19 protein-coding genes are annotated in these 21,155 nt (G+C 49.8%); 13 read left to right on the top strand and 6 right to left on the bottom strand.

Annotation, left to right across the window (positions count from 1 at the left end):
- Positions 1-45: 45 nt before the first annotated feature.
- The 8 genes from rpmI (at position 46) to accD (ending at position 7,104) form a co-directional block, all read left to right on the top strand.
- Positions 46-243: a 50S ribosomal protein L35 gene (gene rpmI / locus HMPREF2596_RS02740; protein ID WP_003675505.1), complete on the top strand. Its 198-nt coding sequence runs from the start codon at positions 46-48 to the stop codon at positions 241-243.
- Positions 244-255: 12 nt separating this feature from the next.
- Positions 256-615 (top strand): 50S ribosomal protein L20, encoded by a 360-nt coding sequence (rplT, locus tag HMPREF2596_RS02745; RefSeq protein WP_003675502.1) that lies wholly within the window; start codon positions 256-258, stop codon positions 613-615.
- Between the two features lie 248 nt (positions 616-863).
- Positions 864-1,853 carry a phenylalanine--tRNA ligase subunit alpha gene (gene pheS, locus HMPREF2596_RS02750; RefSeq protein WP_003683075.1) on the top strand — a complete coding sequence of 330 codons (990 nt, stop codon included), beginning with the start codon at positions 864-866 and terminating at the stop codon, positions 1,851-1,853.
- A 104-nt stretch (positions 1,854-1,957) separates the two neighbouring features.
- Positions 1,958-4,321, top strand: a complete 2,364-nt coding sequence (gene pheT / locus HMPREF2596_RS02755) for a phenylalanine--tRNA ligase subunit beta (protein WP_070849488.1) — start codon at positions 1,958-1,960, stop codon at positions 4,319-4,321.
- Between the two features lie 115 nt (positions 4,322-4,436).
- A complete protein-coding gene (locus tag HMPREF2596_RS02760) occupies positions 4,437-4,739 on the top strand; it encodes an integration host factor subunit alpha (protein ID WP_003680933.1) in 303 nt (100 codons plus the stop codon).
- A complete protein-coding gene (locus tag HMPREF2596_RS02765; protein ID WP_070849490.1) occupies positions 4,723-5,070 on the top strand; it encodes a hypothetical protein in 348 nt (115 codons plus the stop codon). The genes HMPREF2596_RS02760 and HMPREF2596_RS02765 overlap by 17 nt, the downstream gene beginning before the upstream one ends.
- 307 nt (positions 5,071-5,377) lie before the next feature.
- Positions 5,378-6,163, top strand: coding sequence for a tryptophan synthase subunit alpha (trpA, locus tag HMPREF2596_RS02770; protein ID WP_070849492.1), 786 nt, complete (start codon positions 5,378-5,380; stop codon positions 6,161-6,163).
- Between the two features lie 74 nt (positions 6,164-6,237).
- Entirely contained in the window at positions 6,238-7,104 is an 867-nt protein-coding gene (gene accD, locus HMPREF2596_RS02775; RefSeq protein WP_003745975.1) for an acetyl-CoA carboxylase, carboxyltransferase subunit beta, read from the top strand.
- Positions 7,105-7,163: 59 nt separating this feature from the next.
- Here accD and HMPREF2596_RS02780 read toward each other — a convergent pair whose 3' ends face one another.
- The 6 genes from HMPREF2596_RS02780 to HMPREF2596_RS02805 form a co-directional block, all read right to left on the bottom strand.
- Positions 7,164-7,610 (bottom strand): GatB/YqeY domain-containing protein, encoded by a 447-nt coding sequence (locus HMPREF2596_RS02780; protein ID WP_036490300.1) that lies wholly within the window; start codon positions 7,608-7,610, stop codon positions 7,164-7,166.
- A 97-nt stretch (positions 7,611-7,707) separates the two neighbouring features.
- Positions 7,708-7,920 (bottom strand): 30S ribosomal protein S21, encoded by a 213-nt coding sequence (gene rpsU / locus HMPREF2596_RS02785; protein ID WP_003680926.1) that lies wholly within the window; start codon positions 7,918-7,920, stop codon positions 7,708-7,710.
- Between the two features lie 277 nt (positions 7,921-8,197).
- Positions 8,198-10,045, bottom strand: coding sequence for a lytic transglycosylase domain-containing protein (locus HMPREF2596_RS02790; RefSeq protein ID WP_070849494.1), 1,848 nt, complete (start codon positions 10,043-10,045; stop codon positions 8,198-8,200).
- A gap of 178 nt (positions 10,046-10,223) precedes the next feature.
- Positions 10,224-10,691 (bottom strand): FxsA family protein, encoded by a 468-nt coding sequence (locus tag HMPREF2596_RS02795; protein WP_070849496.1) that lies wholly within the window; start codon positions 10,689-10,691, stop codon positions 10,224-10,226.
- A 167-nt stretch (positions 10,692-10,858) separates the two neighbouring features.
- Entirely contained in the window at positions 10,859-12,376 is a 1,518-nt protein-coding gene (locus HMPREF2596_RS02800; RefSeq protein ID WP_283140396.1) for a polyamine aminopropyltransferase, read from the bottom strand.
- A gap of 124 nt (positions 12,377-12,500) precedes the next feature.
- Positions 12,501-13,571 carry a porin gene (locus HMPREF2596_RS02805; protein WP_070849500.1) on the bottom strand — a complete coding sequence of 357 codons (1,071 nt, stop codon included), beginning with the start codon at positions 13,569-13,571 and terminating at the stop codon, positions 12,501-12,503.
- Positions 13,572-13,896: 325 nt separating this feature from the next.
- On the opposite strand from HMPREF2596_RS02805, the gene HMPREF2596_RS02810 reads away from it, so the two are divergent.
- The 5 genes from HMPREF2596_RS02810 to HMPREF2596_RS02830 all read left to right on the top strand — a co-directional run bounded on the left by HMPREF2596_RS02810 (position 13,897) and on the right by HMPREF2596_RS02830 (position 21,151).
- Positions 13,897-15,516: an ABC transporter substrate-binding protein gene (locus HMPREF2596_RS02810; RefSeq protein WP_070849502.1), complete on the top strand. Its 1,620-nt coding sequence runs from the start codon at positions 13,897-13,899 to the stop codon at positions 15,514-15,516.
- A gap of 75 nt (positions 15,517-15,591) precedes the next feature.
- Positions 15,592-17,388 carry an aminopeptidase P family protein gene (locus tag HMPREF2596_RS02815; RefSeq protein ID WP_070849503.1) on the top strand — a complete coding sequence of 599 codons (1,797 nt, stop codon included), beginning with the start codon at positions 15,592-15,594 and terminating at the stop codon, positions 17,386-17,388.
- Positions 17,389-17,620: 232 nt separating this feature from the next.
- Positions 17,621-18,541 (top strand): oligopeptide ABC transporter permease OppB, encoded by a 921-nt coding sequence (gene oppB, locus HMPREF2596_RS02820; protein ID WP_036490316.1) that lies wholly within the window; start codon positions 17,621-17,623, stop codon positions 18,539-18,541.
- Between the two features lie 72 nt (positions 18,542-18,613).
- Positions 18,614-19,522, top strand: coding sequence for an oligopeptide ABC transporter permease OppC (oppC, locus tag HMPREF2596_RS02825; protein ID WP_003683112.1), 909 nt, complete (start codon positions 18,614-18,616; stop codon positions 19,520-19,522).
- Between the two features lie 24 nt (positions 19,523-19,546).
- Positions 19,547-21,151, top strand: a complete 1,605-nt coding sequence (locus HMPREF2596_RS02830; protein ID WP_070849505.1) for an ABC transporter ATP-binding protein — start codon at positions 19,547-19,549, stop codon at positions 21,149-21,151.
- The last annotated feature ends 4 nt before the right edge of the window (positions 21,152-21,155 follow it).

A 21,155-nucleotide genomic window follows, 5' to 3' on the forward strand; every position in this document is an offset into this window, starting at 1 on the left:
TCAAAACCCCCTTATACCTTATCTAATAACGAATGGAGTTTTCCAATGCCTAAAATGAAAACCAAGTCTAGCGCGAAAAAACGCTTTAAAGTACTGGGTAACGGTGGTGTAAAACGCGGTCATGCGTTCAAAAGTCACATCCTGACCAAAAAAACCACTAAAACTAAACGTCAATTGCGCGGCACCGCTATGGTGGATTCACGCGATTTGGCTTCTGTTGCTAAAATGTTGCCCTACGCTTAAGGAGTTTAGAATATGCCACGCGTAAAACGCGGTGTTACCGCTCGTGCTCGTCACCAAAAAGTCTTCGCGTTAGCCAAAGGCTATCGCGGTCGTCGTAAAAACGTTTACCGTGTTGCCAAACAAGCGGTAATGAAAGCCGGTCAATACGCATACCGTGACCGTCGCCAACGCAAACGTCAATTCCGTCAACTGTGGATCGTTCGTATTAACGCAGGTGCCCGCGAAAATGGTCTGTCTTACAGCAAATTCATGAACGGCCTGAAACGCGCTGCTATCGAAATCGACCGCAAAGTATTGGCTGATTTGGCTGTATTCGACAAAGCTGCATTTGCACAATTGGTTGAAAAAGCTAAAGCTGCTTTGGCTGCTTAATTCGATAAGATTATTTAAAAAGGAAGCTTATGCTTCCTTTTTTCTTTTCCAGAAGAAACTCTATGTAGTTGATTTTCTTTCTTTAAACTCTATTTTTTTATACTGATTTGCGATAAAATAGGCCCCTCTTATCAAACGGATTGGCCGCACTAATACAAAAGGCCGTCTGAACAGGTTTGCAATCAAACCCAACAGACGGCTTTGTTGTTTCAGACGGCCTGCCATCAACAAACAGACGATAAACTACTATGGAAAATGTAAACCGTATCGTTGCAGAAGGTATTGCCGCTATTGAAGCCGCGCAAGACTTCAATGCCTTAGAACAAATTAAAGCACGCTATCTTGGTAAAACCGGCGAATTGACCGGTCTTTTGAAAACTTTGGGTCAAATGTCTCCTGAAGAGCGTAAAACCATAGGCGCGCACATCAACGAATGCAAAAATCAGTTTCAGACGGCCTTTAATGCCAAACGCGATGCTCTGAATGAAGCCAAGCTGCAAGCCCAATTGGCTGCAGAAGCCTTGGATATTACTTTGCCGGGCCGTGCACAAGAGCATGGAGGTTTGCATCCAGTTACTTTGACTTTGCAACGTGTGGTTGAGCTGTTTCACGGTATGGGTTTCGAAGTGGCGGACGGCCCTGAAATCGAAGACGATTTCCACAATTTCCAAGCCTTAAATATTCCTGCAAATCACCCTGCGCGTGCGATGCAAGATACCTTCTACGTTGAAAACGGCGACGTTTTGCGTACACACACTTCGCCTATTCAAATCCGCTATATGCTCGACAAAAAAGAGCCGCCTATCCGCATTATTGCCCCCGGCCGCGTTTACCGTGTGGACAGTGATGCCACTCACTCGCCTATGTTCCATCAGGCCGAAGGTTTGTGGGTGGAAGAGGGCGTCACTTTTGCCGATTTGAAAGCAGTGTTTACTGACTTTATCCGTCGCTTCTTTGAACGCGATGACCTGCAAGTACGTTTCCGTCCGTCTTTCTTCCCGTTCACCGAGCCTTCTGCCGAAATCGACATCATGGGCGAAAACGGCAAATGGTTGGAAGTAGGTGGTTGCGGTATGGTACATCCTAACGTATTGAAAAACGTCAATATCGACCCTGAAAAATATACCGGTTTCGCTTTCGGTATCGGTCTCGACCGCTTTGCCATGTTACGCTACAACGTCAATGACCTGCGCTTGTTCTTCGATAATGATTTGAACTTCTTGAAGCAGTTTAAATAAATTTCAGATGGTCTTTTGATAGGCCGTCTGAAAAAGTGAATAGATATTACTGATTTCGTCTGATAAAAATTTGTTTCAGACGGCTTGATAGTAGAGAAAATAATATGCAATTTCCTTATTCATGGCTGAAAACCCAAGCCAATCCTGATCTTTCTGCCGATAAACTGGAACATCTTTTGACCATGGCCGGTTTGGAAGTGGAAGAAATCAATACTGCCGCCCCTGCTTTCAGTGGCGTGGTTGTTGCCGAAGTAAAATCCGTTGAGAAACATCCTGATGCAGACCGTTTGAACGTTACCCAAGTTGATGCCGGTACGGGCGAGTTGGTTCAGATTGTTTGTGGTGCGCCGAATGTCAAGCCGGGCATTAAAGTGCCGTGTTCGCTGCCGGGTGCCGTTTTGCCGGGCAATTTCAAAATTAAGCCGACTAAAATGCGCGGTGTACCATCAAACGGTATGCTGTGTTCGACCAATGAACTGGGTTTGCCTGATGATGGTGTAGACGGTCTGCACATTCTGCCCGAAGATGCGCCTGTCGGTACCAATATCCGCGAATACTTGGATTTGGACGATACGCTGTTTACGCTGAAAATTACGCCCAACCGCGCTGACTGCTTGAGCGTTAAGGGTATTGCGCGTGAGGTTTCTGCGTTGACGCAATGTGCGTTTACGCCTGTCAAAATTCAGACGGCCTCTATCGGCAGCGAGAAAAAACAGGCTGTCCGTATTGATGCGCCGGCTGACTGCGGTCGTTTTATCAGCCGCGTGATTGAAAATGTCAATGCGAAAGCGCCTACTCCTGATTGGATGAAACAACGTTTGGAACGCAGCGGTATCCGCAGCATTTCCGCATTGGTGGACATCGGCAACTATGTCATGCTGGAAATCGGTCAGCCTATGCATGTTTTCGATGCCGATAAGCTGTCGGGCAGTTTGATTGTCCGCCGTGCTCAAAATGGCGAGACGTTGGCGTGTCTGAATGAGAAGACCGTTACTTTGGCTGACAATACATTGGTGGTCGCTGATGAAAAAGGTGTGTTGAGCTTGGCCGGTTTGATGGGCGGCGAGGCAAGTGCGGTTTCTGATGAGACGCAAAATATTGTATTGGAAGCGGCTTGGTTTGCCCCGGAGATTATTGCCGGTAAATCCCGTCAATACGGTTTTGGTTCGGATTCTTCTTTCCGCTTTGAACGCGGTGTGGATTACCGCTTGCAAGCTGATGCCATTGAGCGTGCTACCGAATTGGTGTTGCAGATTTGCGGTGGCGCGGCCGGTGAAATGGTTGAGGCACAAGGCAAATTGCCTGAGGCAAAACAGGTCGAATTGCGTTTGGGCCGTCTGAAAACGGTATTGGGCGTTGAAATTCCTGCCGAGCAAGTCGAAATTATCTTGCAACACTTGGGTTTGCAGCCTGAGAAAACCGCAGAAGGCTTCCGTGTCACTTCTCCTAGCTTCCGTTTCGATATCGAAATCGAAGCCGATCTGATTGAAGAAATCGGCCGTGTTTACGGTTATGAAAATATCCCTGACGACTATACTTCAGGCCGTCTGAAAATGTTGGCTCTGCCTGAAACCAAACGCCCGCGTTTTGCGGTTTATAACGAAATGGCGGCACGCGGTTACCGTGAAGTGGTCAGCTATGCGTTTGTGGATGAGCAATGGGAGCAAGACTTTGCTGCCAATACCCGTCCTATCCGCCTGCAAAATCCGTTGGCGGCGCAGTATGCCGTCATGCGTTCTACGCTTATCGGTGGCTTGGTGGAAGTTTTGCAAAACAATTTGAACCGTAAGCAAAACCGTGTACGCGTATTTGAAATTGCCCGCGTGTTCCGCAAAGATTCGGCTGATCAATTTGTTCAAAACGAACGTATCGGCGGTTTGTGGTATGGCTCCGTGTTGCCCGAGCAATGGGGTGAGAAAACACGCAACGTAGATTTCTACGATATGAAAGCCGATGTTGAGAGCCTTTTGAAAAACAAAGAGGTATCCTTTGTGAAGACCGAACATCCGGCATTGCATCCTGGACGTGCCGCCAATATTGTTTCAGACGGCAAAGTAGTTGGTTTTGTTGGCGAGTTGCATCCGAAATGGCTGCAAAAATATGATTTGCCACAAGCGCCGCTGGTGTTTGAAATCGATATGGATGCGGTATTGGGTCGTGAGAAAACCCGTTATCAGACCGTATCCAAATTCCAGCCTGCACGCCGAGATTTGGCATTTGTAATGCCTGAAGCTGTAACGCATGATGATTTGTTAAATGCCCTGAAAGCGGCGGCGAACAAGCTGGTTCAAGAAATCAGCGTATTTGACGTTTACCGTGGTACAGGCGTGCCTGAAGGCATGAAGAGCGTTGCCGTCAAAATCATTTTGCAGGATATGGAAAACACGCTGACAGATGAAGTCATCGAGCCTTTGGTTGCGAAAATGATTAAAGCCGCAGCCGAAAAAGACGCGCAACTTCGCGCTTAAAATGAAGATAAAAGTTGTCGCCAAAAATTGCCAATCATATTTGATTTTTTGGTGAGGACTTGATTTTTAAAAGAATTTTGGTAATAATTGCACCAGTTTGAATGAAGGTAAACACATGACACTAACTAAAGCAGAATTGGCCGATATTTTGGTCGACAAAGTCAGCAACGTCACCAAAAATGATGCCAAAGAAATCGTCGAGCTCTTTTTTGAAGAAATCCGCAGCACTTTGGCGCGTGGCGAAGAAATTAAAATTTCCGGTTTCGGCAATTTCCAATTGCGCGACAAACCTCAACGCCCGGGCCGTAACCCTAAAACCGGCGAAGAAGTGCCGATTACCGCACGCCGTGTGGTAACTTTCCATGCCAGCCAAAAACTTAAAGGCATGGTGGAGCATTACTATGACAAACAACAATAACCCGGTTATTCCTGCCAAGCGTTATTTTACGTTGGATGAAATGTGCCAATTGGTGCAAATCAGTCCGGATCAGTTTGCCCAATGGCAACATGAAAATAATGTTGTGATTGGATACGGTGGCGATAGATATACGCGCTCAGATGTCGTTAAGTTGTTGAAACTGAAAGATACGTTTGAACCGTATATCGATACGTTCAACCGTGGCGCTTTGGATGCAAACGGCAATCCTGCCGCCAATGCGGAAGAAGTCCGTCATGGTCTGATGCAGATTTTGTCTGATTTGGAGCGTCATCTGGGTTCTGAACAACAAAACCACCATGTCGAGCCGTAATCGATAAGGAAATTGTGATCAAAAGTGCGAAGGCATACAAAGATTTGCATGATTGATTATTGTAAAGGCTGTTTGAATTGTTTTCAGACGGCCTTTATTGTTTTATATTGCTTTCGAAATATCAGAATCTTGATTGCAAATGATTCTATGAAATAGCCGTAAATGTTATACTTAGCCTCTTGTTTGCCGATTGGGAAAAGCGGCCATTTGTTTTTTGCGGCAGACTAAGTTTTTTACAATAAAATGTAACGGCAGAATAGATTAGGCTGTCGGACAACATTCAAATCGATGAAATGGATAGCAGAAAATGAGCAGAATCCAACAAACTTTCTCAGCGCTCAATGGCGCAAAAGCTCTGATTCCTTATATTACGGTGGGTGATCCCAACCTTGAGACGACCTTGGCATTGATGCACAGCCTGGTGGCTAACGGTGCCGATATTTTGGAACTGGGTGTGCCGTTTTCTGACCCGATGGCGGATGGTCCAACCATTCAGCGTGCGGCCGAAAGGGCGTTGGCAAATCATGTTTCTTTGCACGACGTATTGGAAACAGTACGTTTGTTCCGCCAAACCAATGATAAAACGCCGATTGTGTTAATGGGCTATTTGAACCCAGTACATAAAATGGGTTATCAGGCGTTTGCACAAGCGGCTGCCGACGCGGGCGTAGATGGTGTATTGACTGTGGATTCCCCGGTAGAAACCATTACCCCGCTGCATGACTCGTTGAAAGCGCAAGGTATTGATTGTATTTTCCTTATTGCGCCGACAACAACTGAAGAGCGTATTCAAACGATTGCCAAAGTAGCCGGTGGTTTTGTGTATTATGTATCGCTCAAAGGTGTAACCGGTGCGGCAAGTTTGGATACTGAAGAAGTTTCGCGTAAAATAGAGCTTTTGCGCAAATATATTGATATTCCGATCGGTGTCGGCTTCGGCATTAATAATGCAGAGAGTGCGCGTAAGATTGGCGCAGTAGCGGATGCCGTTATTGTCGGCAGCCGTATCGTCAAAGAGATTGAAAGCCAGGCAGGTAGCGAGGCTGAAGCGGTAGGCGTGTTGGTTAAAGAGTTGAAAGACGCGATTCGCTAAATTTTTTATTCCATTGTTTCAGACGGCCTTGCATTCAACAGGCCGTCTGAATTCTGAATTCCAAGGAGTCATTCATGAGCTGGCTAGATAAAATTCTTCCTCCGAAAATTAAAAACCGAAGCAGTTCGTCCAGCGTCCCTGAAGGCCTGTGGCACAAATGTCCGTCTTGTTCGGCAACGGTTTATTCAACCGAGTTGAAGCAAAACAGCGAAGTCTGCCCGAAATGTAATCATCACAATCCGCTTTCTGCGCGCGAACGTTTGAATCTGCTTTTGGATGAAGAAGGCCGTGAAGAGATTGCAGCCAATATTAAACCGACCGACCCGCTGAAATTCAAAGACAGTAAAAAATATCCCGACCGCCTCGCGGCTGCGCGTAAAGCAACCGGCGAAGACGATGCATTGGTTGTTATGAAAGGCACCATGAATGGCCTGCCTGTCGTTGTGGCTGCGTTTGAATTCCGTTTTATCGGCGGCTCTATGGGCTCGGTCGTGGGCGAGCGTTTCGTTCAGGGTGTACGCCGTGCCGTTGCAGATAATTGTTCGTTTATTTGCGTAGCGGCTTCCGGTGGTGCGCGTATGCAGGAAGGGGTCAACTCTTTGATGCAGATGACGAAGACCAGCGCGGCTTTGCATTTGCTGACTGAAAAACGTCTGCCGTTTATTTCCGTATTGACTGACCCAACCATGGGCGGCGTGTCTGCCAGCTTTGCCTTCTTGGGTGATGTGGTTTTGGCAGAACCGAATGCGCTGATTGGTTTTGCCGGTCCGCGCGTTATCGAGCAGACTGTACGTGAAACCTTGCCGGAAGGTTTCCAACGTGCAGAATTTTTGTTGGAGAAGGGCGCAATTGACCAAATCGTCGATCGCCGTTCCATGAAAAAACGTATCAGCGATTTGATTACCTTGTTGCGTCATGAGGACAAAGTAACCGCTGCTTGATGGGCATAATAAAAAAGGCCGTTTGAAAATCATTTTTCAGACGGCCTTTTGTTTGACGATTAGGCAGTCAATGCGGCTTTCAAAACCTTGTTGACTTCACCCATATCGGCTTTGCCGGCCAGACGGGTTTTCAATACGCCCATGACTTTGCCCATATCGGCCATGCCTGACGCACCGGTTTCTGCAACGGCTGCTTCAACGGCAGTTTTGATTTCTTCTGCGGACATCATTTGCGGCAGGTAGCGGTTGAGGATTTCGATTTCTGCGTTTTCTTTGTCAGCCAAATCTTGACGGCCGGCTTCGGTATAGATTTTGGCGCTGTCTTTGCGCTGTTTCACCATTTTGGTCAGAATGGAGATGACTTTGGCGTCATCGGCCTCAGTACGCTCGTCTACTTCAAATTGTTTGATGGCGGCATTAATCAGGCGGATGGTGCTTAAAGATACTTGGTCTTTGGCACGCATGGCGGTTTTCATGTCTTCGGTTAATTGTGTTTTTAGGCTCATAATGTTCTCACTTTATATAAAAGATGCCGTCTGAAAAACAAAACACACCGCAAAGCTGCCCTTGCGGTGTGTCGTTTATCACAGGGCAGGCCTGTAATTAGTACATTTTAGGAGGCAGTTGTTGGCTGCGCAGACGTTTTTGCAGACGTTTGGCTGCAGCAGCTTTTTTGCGTTTGCGTTCGGTAGTTGGTTTTTCGTACGCTTCACGGGCGCGCAGTTCGGTCAACAGACCGGTTTTTTCTACGGCGCGTTTGAAACGACGCATGGCAACTTCAAATGGTTCATTCTCTTTAACACGAATAGCTGGCATTTTATTTCCTTTAAATTTTGTTCAATCAAACCGTTTTAAGAAATAGGGGACGGCTTGTCATAATGGGGTAGTTGTTGTATCGCTGGTTTGCCGAGGGCAGGGCGGGATACGCGCCGTGATGTAAACATCACCTCCTAACAAGTCGGCTTTTGCCGTGCAAGTGACCTTTTGGGTCAGAAACAATCGGGCGATTATCTTATAAACCCGATAGTCTGTCAAGATTGCAGGCCGTCTGAACGTTTGATTCTGTCTCACTTTTCAGACGGCCTATCGGGTATTAATAACGGCCGGGAACCGTACCCATACGTTGTTTCAACGAAGTTTGCGGCTCGTTGAACAATGACGCGTAATAAGTCGCGTTGGTCATGACTTTTTTCACGTAGTCACGGGTTTCGGTGAATGGGATGGTCTCAGCGTAGATGGCGCCTTCCAAAGGTGAAGAAGCCTGCCAGTTGCGGGCGCGGCCTGGGCCGGCGTTGTAGCCTGCGGTGGCCATCACTTCGTTATTTTGCAGGCGGCGTTTGGCATCTGCCATGTACCACGTACCCATGCGGATGTTGCCGTCCATGGTGTAGAGTTCGCTGCTGCTCATGCCGATTTTGCCGGCGATTTCGCGGGCGGTTGCAGGCATGACCTGCATCAAGCCTTGTGCGCCGACGCTGGATTGTGCGCCCATGACAAAGCGGCTTTCTTGGCGAATCAAACCGTAAACCCATGCCGGGTCAATGCCTGCCTGTGCGGCATAGCGGACGGTCAGGTCTTTAAACGGAGAGATATAGCGCAGTTTGTAGTTGAGTTTGTGGTCGGTACGGTCTGCGCTGTTGATCGCCATGTCGTAGAACTGGTTGTCAAAAGCGACTTGTGCGGCAGTCAGCAGGTTGTCTTCGTTGAAGTCGCGGGTGGCAAAACGCCATTCTGCCTGTGCCTGACGGCGCATTTTGGAGTCGCCGTTGCTTTGGCTGTTTTTAAACAGAACCAATGCGCGTTTGATGGCGCCGTCTTCGCTCATGCGGCGGATGTCTCTGGCATCGGCATCGGAAACATTGTTGCGCGTATTGATGCGGCGGCCCAGCTCTTCACCTGCCAATACAGCGTAGAAATTGCGGCCGGAAGCAGCGGCTTTTTCATACATTTCTTTGGCTTGGCTGCTTTTGCCTTGTGCGGCAAAGCTGCGGCCCAGCCAATATTGCCATGTCGGGTCTTTTTGCAGTTTTTCAGGCATATGCTGAATCACGCTTGCCAATTCGTCCCAACGTTGCAGGCGCAAAGCGGCGCGTGCGTACCATTCCAATTGCTCGTTGGTCAGTTGCTTGCGGTCGGAAACGCGGCCGTAGTAGCTCAAAGCAGTCGGCATGTTTTGGCTTTGTGCATGGTAGTGGCCCAATACGCCCCATGCGAAGCTGCGTTGTTCGCGACTGAGGCCGGATTCCATGTCGGACAGGGTGGCGGCGGCAGAAGCGGATTTGCGTGCATCTTTGCCGATTACGCTCAACAGGCTGTATTCGGTCGCACCTTGCGCGCCACCTTCAAACGAGCTGCCCAATGCGGCGGCGAGGTTGCGTGCATCCGTGGTTTGGCTGTTGCTCAACAAGCCGCGCACGCGACGCCATGCGTCGTTGGTGTTCAGACGGCCTGAAGCTGCCGCGCTTTCAACCAAGCGTGTACAGCCGGCAGGCAGTTTGCCGGTCACGCGAACCAGCTCGGCGGCTTTGCTGTAATTGCCGCTGCTCAAATCGGCATAACATTGCACTTCTTGTGCGACGCCGGCGGCGTTCAATTTGCCGAATTCTTGACGGAATAAATCCCATTGGCCGCGCGCGCCCAAGGTTTTCAGCCATTCGTTGCGGACGTTTTCAGCCATTGCGCTGTCGCTGGCTTGGGATAAAAATTGTTGTACCCAAGCATCGTCGCCGCGTTTGGCGGCATCGACGGCGCTTTGGTATTGGCTGTAATCGGACAGGACTTTGGACTCGCTGTCGGCGCGGCGTGAAGGAATAGAAGTGGATTTAGGCTGAACGACGCTTTCGGTGTTCGAAGCAGTCGGTGTGTTTTGGGTGGCGCACGCCGATAAAACAGCGGCGGTAATCAAGCTGAGGGAGAGAGGGAAAAGACGTTGAACGTTCATTGGATACCGTGTCGTTTTTAGAATCAAAATAGCTGCTTATTTTAAATGATTTATGCGGAATAACCGAATTACAAACCGATATTTACATTTTCAAAGCCCGGAAATGACTCAGGCCGTCTGAAATATGAAACACTTTTGAGGTATTCCTAATTCAGACGGCCTGTTATGAAGGAAGTCGTTAATCGGGTTTGTGTTCGATGTAGTCTTGCGGTTTGTCGGCTTTGCCGGTGCGCGTAACCGTGTATTCGCCTTCGATAATGTCTTCATCATCTTTGGCAGGGCCATAAGTCTGGCGGCTTTGGAAAGACTGTGCAGAAGAAACCGGCGTATTGCCTTTAAACGGAATCAGCAAGAGTAGGGCGACGGCGGTTGAAATAAAACCTGGGCTGAGCAGGAAAACCGCGGCGGCAGTATAGCGAATCGGCCACAGCATCTGATAGAGGGAAATGTTTTGGCCGCTGCGGACGGCTGCACCTGCGAGCAAAAGGCCGGAAATGCCGGTATGGCGCAGCATAAAGATACCGCTGATAAAGCTGACGGCCATCACAAACAGCGTCCAACCGCCGCCAAGCCAGTCGGCAACCCAGACGATGGACATGATTTCCAAAAAGATTAAAACCAAAAAACCGATTCCAAAATACTGCATAAGTGTTTGTTCCTTCATTCAACGGATAGTGTCGATTGTGTTTTATCTAGATAAAGATAAACCTTATTTTTTCAAGCAAATGCTGTGTGAAAAAGGGTAAACGGGCGATGAGGCCGTCTGAACGGAGATAAAAAGAAGACAGATGTTTCAGACGGCCTTTAGATATTTTATCGCATCACATTGTTCCAATCGCTTTCAAAATAGCTGACGAGGATTTGGTTGTTCAAATAATTTGCTTCAACCTTGCGCCTTGCCATATCGGGCGGAAAACGGAACATTTCGGCAGCGGTCTGGGCATTGAGATAGCGGGTGGGTACGTCGAATTTTTGCGGAATGGGGAAGTTTTGGTCAAACCCTGCCAGCACAAATCCCCATTCGCCAAAGGAGGGGACGTAGACATGATAGGGCGCGGTGTTCAACTTGGCCGCTTCGAGGGTGGCGACGACCGACCAGTAGGCGTTGGGGGCGAAGTAGGGGGAGGTGGATTGGACGACGATTTTGCCCTGCGGCTGAAGATGGCGGGCAACGAGGCGGTACATGGGGACGGAGTAGAGTTTGCCCAGCGAGAAATTGGAGGGGTCGGGCAGGTCGATGATGATAACGTCGAATTTTTCAGACGACCCTTCCAGCCATTTGGCAGCATCGTCGTTGACGACGTGCATTTTTGGGTGGGACAGCGAGCCTTGGTTGAGCGCGCTTAAGGTGGCGGAGGTTTTAAAAGTAGCGGTCATGTCGGGGTCGAGATCGACCAAAGTAACATTTTTGACCTGCGGATATTTCAAGACTTCGCGTGCCGCCAAGCCGTCGCCGCCGCCGAGAATCAGGACGCGTTCGGCATTGGGAACCATCTGCATGGCGGGCAGAACGAGTGCTTCGTGGTAACGGGCTTCGTCTCGTGAGGAGAATTGCAGGTTGCCGTTGATGTAGAGGCGGGTGTCGTCTTTCCAGCGGGTAACGACCAGCCGCTGGTAGGGCGAGTGGCTTTGATAGACGACGGGATCGCCGAAATAGCTTTGTTCGGCTTTGAAGGAAATGCGGTCTGCGTAGGCGAAGGTGATGGCGAGGATGGACAAGACAATCAGCGAACGCAGGCGGATGGCGCGGTAGCGGGGCAGTTCGGCTTTGAAGACGCGCGCGGTCAGATAGGCGACGGCGGCATTGAGGATGCCGAACAAGAGGGCGGAACGTGCCATGCCGAGTTTGGGGGCGAGCAGGAGAGGAAATAATAACGAGACGGCAAGTGCACCCAAGTAGTCGAAGGTCAGGACTTTGGAAACGAGTTCTTTAAACTCCGCGCCTTTGCGGTTTAACACGCGCATGACCAACGGAATTTCCATGCCGACAACTGCGCCGACAATCAGCACAAAGGCGTAGAGCAGGGTGCGGAACGGGGCGGCGGATAAACCGAAGGCCACAAATAATGCCAGCGCAGAAATGCCGCCGATGATGCCGACCAAAAGTTCGATTTCGATAAATCGGTGCAATACGTCTTTATCTTTGATGTATTGGGTCAGGTGCGCACCTATGCCCATCGAGAAAAGATAAAGCCCGATGACGGAGGAAAACTGCAAAATACTGTCGCCCAAAAGATAGCTTGCGAGTGCGGCGATGATGAGCTCGTAAGCGAGGCCGCAGCTGGCGACGATAAAAACGGAGATAATGAGGGTGCGGTGGGCATTCATGATGACGTTTTTGTGGCTTGAGTGTGGGCAATGTAATGATTTTTAAGGTGGGCTGCAAGTTTATTTATAGGATGTAGAAAAGGCCGTCTGAACGAATTGTTTCAGACGGCCTTTAATCTGTCAGGCATTAATAGCGGTGTTTGAATACCATGCCCACTGCGTAAGAAGATTTTTTCGGCAAATCTTCGTCGTATTTCGGATTGACGTTTTCTTTCAACCAGCCGGCGCCGAGTGTGGCGGTTGTCCGTTTGGAGAAGCTGTAATCGGTGCTGACGGCGACGTGTTTGTAGTTTTCGCCGACAGAGCTTTTACCGTAGGCGAAGCCGATTTGAGGTTTGAAATTGCCTACTTTGTATGAGCCGGACACCATAAATTCTTTGGTGTTGTTAATTTCTTTGTCGTAAGAACCGGCTACGTTGCCTGCCGCATCTTTCCATACGCCCCAGCAGCTGAAGCCGTCGCAAGTGTTTTTGGCGTATTGGAACGCGGCATCGACGGAGATTTTGTCTTTGCTGTATCCGGCCATGAAAGCGTGGGCTTGGAAGTCTTTGGTTTCGGTTGGAGAGTCGTTGGGTGCGTATTCGGCAGCGTAGTGGGCGTTAAAGCCGTTGTTGGGGTGGTAGTAGTCCACGCCCCAGCCGAAGACCCAGTCGCCGTCACGTTTTTTGTCCGGATTCCAGTCGTTGTTGTTGCGCGCGGCATTGGAGCCGGGGGAGACGTTGAATTTGAATTGGAAACCGTTTTTCCAAGGTGACTCATAAGCCATAGAAACGCGGCGTTGGCCGAAACGGGAAATTTTGCCGAATTCCAAAATCGGGCTGTTGGTGTCGAAAGGGTTCAGATAGATGCTGTTCATAGGGGTACTGATGTAACCCATTTTGACGGTGCCGAGGTTTTTGTAGCTGTTGAGCGCAACGTATGAGTCAGCAGTACCCCAGCCGCCCCAGCGGTCGGAATCGAAGTAAATAAAGGAGCCAAGTTGCCATTTCAACCATAAGTCGTTGTTGAGCGGTACTTCATCGGAGAGATAAAGACTGGAACTTTTATCGGAAATGGTTGTAGAGGTTACACCGGTTTTATTGTTGTGTTCGACCTCGGTCATGATGTAGATGGTACCGCTCATTTTAGGTTCGGCGTGGGCGATGCTAATGGAAGAACCGATGAGGGTAGTGGCAACAAAACAAGATAACTTGTTCATTTTGTTCTCCTTTTATGTCTTTTTCTTAATTGGGGACGGGAAATTCGGATAATCTTATTTGACAAATTATAAAAAATCAATACATTTGTAACTTATCGTAGGATAAATTGAAAAATAGTTTTCAGTTACGTATTTTTGTGTTAATTTGCCAACAATCTTGGACGGCTGCTTTTATTTCGATGGTATAGGTAGTTTTAAACACTATTTTTATATCTGGAAATAGAGGATTTAACTGGGTTTAAAAACCTCAAATATTTGTAGTTAAGTGTAGTTTGAATAATCAGGCCGTCTGAAAAAGAAGAATACCCAAAAGAAGGAATGAAATATGGCCGGAAAAACCTATCCGCTGTTGGCTGCATCATTGGCCGCCGTATTTGCGTTGTCGGCGTGCAGCCGCGATGTCAAACCCGCCCCTGAGTTTAAGCGTACTGATTATGAGCGCGTGGTGGTCAGCAACGGCGTCGAGCCGGGTACACTGGACCCGCAGATGAGCGGCGATATGGCGGCGGGTGCGATTATCCGCCAGCTGATGGATGGTTTGGTCGGTACGGATGCCGAAGGCAAAACCATTCCTGCTTTGGCGGAAAGATGGGAAAGCAAGGGCGAGCGTGTCTGGACTTTCCATCTGCGTGATGCCAAATGGAGCAATGGCGATCCGATTACCGCCGAGGATTTTGTGTACAGCTTCCGTCGTCTTGCCGATCCGGCCACGGGCGCACCTTTCGGCAGCTATTTGGTCGATGCCCAAGTGGAAAATGCGGAAGATATATTAAACGGCAAAGCCAAGCCTGAGACATTGGGCGTCAAGGCGTTGGACGCAAAAAACCTGCAATTTACGCTGATTGCACCCGTACCTTATTTCCCCGATATGCTGATTCAGCAATTCACATTTCCGGTGCACCGCGCCACTGTCGAAAAATACGGCAATAAGTGGACGCAGCCCGGTCATTATGTTTCCAGTGGCGCTTATCTGTTAACGGATTGGAAAGTCAACAGCCACATCAATATGGAACGCAACCCCAATTATTACGATAAAGACAAAGTGGCCATTCCGAAGGCGGTTTTCTTGTCAGGCAGCGGCGAGTACAACCGTTATCGCGCCAATGAAATTGATGTAACTTACGGTATTCCCAGCGATCAGGTTAAAGTGGCGGATATTGAGTTTCCGGGCCAAGTGAAACGTACAACTTCCTTGTGCAGCTGGTATTTGGAGCCGAACCACGAAGCGGCGCCGTTTAATGATCCGCGCGTCCGCAAGGCGCTTAATATGCTGACGCGCCGAGACATCGTCGTCAAAGTGGGCGGCCGTGGCGATACGCCTGCGTTCCAGTTGACACCGCCGCAAATGCAGGGCGTGATTCCTGTTTATCCGGAGTGGAAAGAGTGGACGCCTGAAAAACGCATCGAAACCGCACGCAAACTGTTGAACGAAGCAGGCTACAACGATGACCATCCGCTTGAGTTTGATATTTTGTACAGCACCAGCGAAGCGTCTAAAAAACAAATCACTGCCGTGCAGTCGGTGTGGAAGGCCGCCATTCCGTTCATCCGTCCGACTTTGTCCAACGAGGAATGGAAAACTTATTTGGATACGCGCGCGCAAGGCAATTTCAAGGTTTCGTTCAGCGGCTGGTGTTCCGATTTCAACGATCCGGCAGGTATGCTCAATATCTTGAAATCCAACAACTCAAACAATGCATTCCGCTACAAAAGCGCGGCGTTTGACGCATTTATGAACAATACGCTGAAAGATGGCGTCAGCAAGGAAGCGCGCAGCCAGCTCTATGCCGATGCGGAGAAGCAGCTTCAAGAAGACGCTGCGCTGATTCCGCTGTATCATCAGGTTGAAGTGCGTATGGTCAAACCTGATATTATCGGCTATTCCGACAAAGACCCTTTGCGGAACTACACGGTCAAGAGCTGGTCGTTCGCACCGAAAAAATAGATTGATGATAGACAGCACAAATTTTCAGACGGCCTTGATGACAGGGGCCGTCTGAAACAATAGGAGACATAACACATGAAATCTGTACAACAACGTTTGTCCGCTTTACGCGAAGCCATGAAAAAACATGGCGTGGACGCGTTTGTCATTCCTTCCGCCGATCCGCACCTTTCCGAATACCTGCCCGAGCATTGGCAGGCACGCCGCGATTTTTCCGGCTTTACCGGTTCGGCCGGTACTTTGGTGGTAACCGCCGATAAAGCTGGCGTGTGGACGGACAGCCGCTATTGGGAACAGGCCGGCCAACAGCTTGCGCCAAACGGCATCGAGCTGCAAAAAATGGGCGTTGATGCGCCTTATACCGAGTGGCTGGCACAAAATCTGCCCGAGGGCGCAGTAGTCGGCGCGCCTGCCGATATGTTCGCACTCAGCGGCGAGCGCGGTTTGAAACAGGCACTTTCCGCCAAAAACATCCGCCTCGAATACCCTGAAACCTTGTTGAACGAAGTGTGGGACGACCGTCCTGCATTGCCGACTCAGGAAATCTACGTTCACCATCCCGATTACGTTTCCGAAACCGCGGCCGAAAAACTGGCCCGTATCCGTGCGGCCATGAAAGAGCAGGGCGCAGATGCGCATTTGGTTTCTTCTTTGGACGACATCGCTTGGATTACCAATCTGCGCGGCGATGATGTGCCGTTTAACCCCGTGTTCTTGTCCCATTTGTTTATCAGCCAAGAAAAAGCCGTATTGTTTACCGATGCAGGCCGTCTGAAAGCCGAATCTGCCGAAGCCTTGAAAGCGGCAGGTTTTGAAGTGTTGCCTTATGCGCAAGCGGCGGACTATTTGGCAGGCGTTAAGGGTGCATTGTTGATTGATCCGAATAAAACCGCCGTCGGCACTTTGCGCCGCCTGCCTGAAGACGTTCGTTTGATTGAAGCCATCCACCCCAGCACATTCTTCAAATCGGTTAAATCCGATGCCGACATCGCCCATATCCGCAATACCATGGCGGAAGACGGCGCGGCATTGTGCGGCTTCTTTGCCGAGTTTGAACAAATCTTGGCAGACGGCGGCGAATTGAGCGAGCTGGACATCGACGGCATGCTCTATAAACACCGCAGCCAACGTCCAGGCTTTATTTCGCCAAGTTTCGACACCATCGCCGGCTACAATGCCAATGCCGCCTTGCCGCATTACAGCGCGACACCGGAAAACAACAGCAAAATCAAAGGCGACGGTATGTTGCTGATTGATTCCGGCGGCCAATACTGGGGCGGTACGACCGACATCACGCGCGTGGTGCCTGTCGGTAATCCGAGTGCGGCCATGAAGCGCGACTACACTTTGGTGTTGAAAGCGCATATTTCTCTGGCGGAAACCATTTTCCCTGAAAACATCAAAGGCCCGATGATTGATGCTATCTGCCGCAAATCACTCTGGCAGGCGCAATGCGATTACGGTCACGGTACAGGTCATGGCGTGGGCTATTTCCTCAATGTGCACGAAGGCCCACAAAGCATTGCCGTTGCCGCCGTACCGCAACCGCATCACGCAATGAAATCAGGTATGCTGACGTCCAACGAGCCGGGTCTTTACCGTCCGGGAAAATGGGGTATCCGTATCGAAAGCCTGGTCATCAACCGTCCGGTTGAAAACCCAGAGGAAACCGAGTTCGGCAAATTCCTGTATTTTGAAACTGTTACCCTCTGCCCAATCGATACGCGCCTCATCGATACCAAACTGATGACCGGCAGCGAAATCGAATGGCTGAACCAATATCACGCCGAAGTGCGCCGCCGTCTCGAGCCTTTGACAGAGGGCGCGGCCAAAGCATGGCTGATCGAACGCACCGAACCTTTGGCGCGTTAACGTGAAAGGCCGTCTGAAACGGCGGATACCAAGTTTCAGACGGCCTGATAACAACAATTATCTACAAACTACAAAACCTTACCCGACTCCGAATAAAAACAATAACCCGGTCGGAATAGAGAGAGAAACCGGCGCGGCGACGTTACAGATGCCTGCTGCCATTCATCCGATTTCCGCTTCAGGTCAGCTTTGTTTTCACGAGTCCGGTATGTTCAGACAGGACAGCCTGATTATGTTGAAATTCATCATCAAACGGATATGTGCTTCCATCCCGACCATGCTGGTGTTGATTACCGTATCGTTTTTCCTGATGCGGCTCGCACCGGGCAGCCCGTTCACAGGCGAACGCAATTTGCCGCCTGCGGTCATGGCCAACATCGAAGCCAAATACCACCTCAATGATCCGATGTACCTCCAATATTTCCACTACCTCAAGCAGTTGGCGCAGGGGGATTTGGGGCCGTCGTTCAAATATAAAGATTTCAGCGTTAATGAGTTGCTTGCCCAATCCCTGCCGGTATCGGCGGAACTCGGCTTCTACGCCTTTTTGATTGCCGCTATCTTCGGCATGTTTATCGGCATTATCGCCGCCTTAAAACAAAACAGTTGGCTGGATTATGCGCTGATGAGCGGTGCGATGACCGGTATCGTCGTTCCCAGCTTTGTGATGGCACCGGTATTGGTGCTGGTGTTTGCCGTCAGACTGCAATGGCTGCCTGCCGGCGGCTGGAACGATGGCGCACTGATGAACTTGATTCTGCCCGTCGTTACTTTGTCCATCGGTTATGTATCCAGTATCGCGCGGATTACGCGCGGCGCGATGATCGAAGTATTGAACAGCCCCTTTATCCGCACGGCACGCGCCAAAGGCCTGCCCATGAGCCGCATCATCCTGCGCCATGCGCTGCGTCCCGCCATGCTGCCGATTGTTTCTTTCTTAGGCCCGGCATTCGTCGGCATCATCACCGGCTCCATTGTGATTGAAAACGTGTTCGGTATTCCCGGCGTCGGACAATTGTTTGTCAACGGCGCGCTCAACCGCGACTACGGCATGATTTTGGGTTTGACGATTTTGGTGGGCATCATGACCATTTTGTTTAACGCCATCCTTGATATCCTGTATGCCATTATTGACCCGAAAATCCGTTATTAATCCCATTTGCGCAAAGGCCGTCTGAAACGTTCAGACGGCCTGAAGAAAGAAGAAAAAGCGAGAGAGAACATTATGTTATTCAAAAAGAAGCAGACTCAGGCCCTTGCAGAGGCAGCAGAATACGCCCAAGTACACGGCAAAAGCCTGTGGAGCGACGCATGGCGGCGTTTTAAACAGAACAAAGCGGCGGTGTACAGCATTATCATCCTGTTGCTGATCAGCATTTTTGTGATTGTGGCGCCATGGATTGTCCGCTACACCTACGACTTTACCGACTGGGACAATATGCAGATTCCGCCGTCCTTTTCTACCCATCACTATCTGGGTACGGACTTGCTCGGCCGCGATTTGCTGTCGCGCGCGGCAACCGGCGGACGTATTTCCTTGCTGGTCGGTGTGGCCGGCGCATTGGTGGCCGTTGTCATCGGTACGCTTTACGGCGCGATTGCCGGCTTTATCGGCGGTAAGCTCGATTCGCTGATGATGCGTTTTTTGGAAATTTTGAACGCGTTTCCATTTATGTTTTTCGTGATTCTGCTGACCACATTCTTCGGCCGCAACCTGCTTTTGATTTTTGCCGCCGTGGGTTTGGTGTCTTGGCTGGACGTGGCGCGTATCGTGCGCGGCCAAACCTTGAGCTTGAAGCATAAAGAGTTTGTCGAAGCGGCGCGTGTGAGCGGCGTGGCAAAACGTAAAATCGTAACGCGCCACATTATTCCGAATGTTTTGGGCGTGGTGATGGTGTATGCCTCATTGTTGGTACCGGGCATGATTATGTTTGAATCCTTCTTGAGCTTCTTGGGCTTGGGTGTGCAAGAGCCGATGACCAGTTGGGGTTCGATGCTGCAAGAAGGCGCGATTTCGATGGAAGCCGCACCTTGGCAGCTGCTCGTGCCAAGTTTCTTCTTGGTAACCACTTTGTTCTGTTTCAACTTTATCGGCGACGGCCTGCGCGATGCGCTCGACCCGAAAGACCGCTAAACCACAACCAAAAGGATAATCAAAATGACAAAACAGTTACTGGTTGTAGAAAATCTGGACATCAATTTCGAACTGCATGAGAAAACCGTGCACGCCGTGCGTAATGTCAGCTTTAAAGTGGCAGAGGGCGAAACATTGGCTTTGGTCGGCGAATCCGGTTCGGGCAAGTCGGTAACGTCCATGTCCATCATGCGTCTGCTGCCTGAAAAATTTGCCCGATACAGCAAAGATTCGCGTATTACGTTTGACGGCATTTCCATTTTGGACGCCGATGAGAAAACCCTGCGTGATTTGCGCGGCAACCGCATCAGCGTGATTTTCCAAGAGCCGATGACTTCCCTCAATCCGTTTATGCGTATCGGTACGCAGCTGATTGAAGCGGCGCGGGTACACAATAAAAAGCTCGGCAAAAAAGAGGCAGGACAAAAAGCATTGGCATTGCTGCAACGGGTTGGCATCAAAGAAGCCGAACGCCGCATGAAGCAGTATCCGCACGAATTTTCCGGCGGTCAGCTGCAACGCATCATGATTGCCATGGCGCTCATCAATGAACCCGACCTGCTGATTGCCGACGAGCCGACCACCGCTTTGGATGTGACCATTCAAGCCGAGATTCTCGATTTGCTCCACGATTTGCAACAGCAAATGGGCATGGCGATTATCTTCATTACCCACGATTTGGGTTTGGCGGAACACTATTCCAAAACCGTCTGCGTCATGCGCAATGGCGAAATTGTCGAGCGCGGCAAAATCAAAGAAGTATTTGCCCATCCGAAACATGAATATACTGCCGAACTCATCAATGCCATTCCCAAAGGCATGAAAGAGCCGGAAGAAAACAATGCCGGTGTGTTAATCGATGCTGATAATGTCCATGTTTCTTTCGTATTGAAGCAAAACTTTTTCGGCAAACCGCTCAAAACTTTTGACGCCGTCAAAGGCATCAGCCTCAAAATTAAAGAAGGCGAAACATTGGGCGTCGTCGGCGAGTCCGGTTCCGGTAAATCCACGCTGGGCAAAGCCGTCATGCAGATGTTGCCTTATACCGGCAATATTTCCTTTGAAGGCAAAGACCTAAAAAACTATACCGCCGAAGAAGCACGCCGTCTGAAATCGCAACGGCAAATTGTGTTCCAAGATCCGTTCGGTTCGCTTTCTCCGCGTCTGACCGTTGGCGAAATTATTGGCGAAGGTTTGACGGTTCACCATCCTGAAATGACCAAAAAAGAACGTATCCAGCGCGTTTTAGAAGTCATGAAGGAGGTATCCCTGCCGCTTGACGCGCTCAACCGTTATCCGCACGAATTTTCCGGCGGTCAGCGTCAGCGTATCGCCATTGCACGCGCTGTTATCCTGCGCCCGAAATTCATCCTTTTGGACGAGCCGACTTCTGCACTTGACCGTTCCGTACAATCCAAAGTGGTCGAACTTTTGCGCGATTTGCAAAAGAAATACGGCCTGACTTATATGTTCATCAGTCATGACCTGTCTGTCGTGCGCGCCGTCAGCGACAATGTGATTGTGATGAAGCAGGGCGAAATGGTCGAGTACGGCAGCGCGGATCAAATTTTCCACCATCCGCAAAACGACTACACCAAACGCTTGATTAACGCCGCATTTGATTTGTAGAAAA

Origin of the sequence: Neisseria sp. HMSC078C12 (genome assembly GCF_001838065.1) — a bacterium.
Classification (GTDB): Bacteria; Pseudomonadota; Gammaproteobacteria; order Burkholderiales; family Neisseriaceae; genus Neisseria.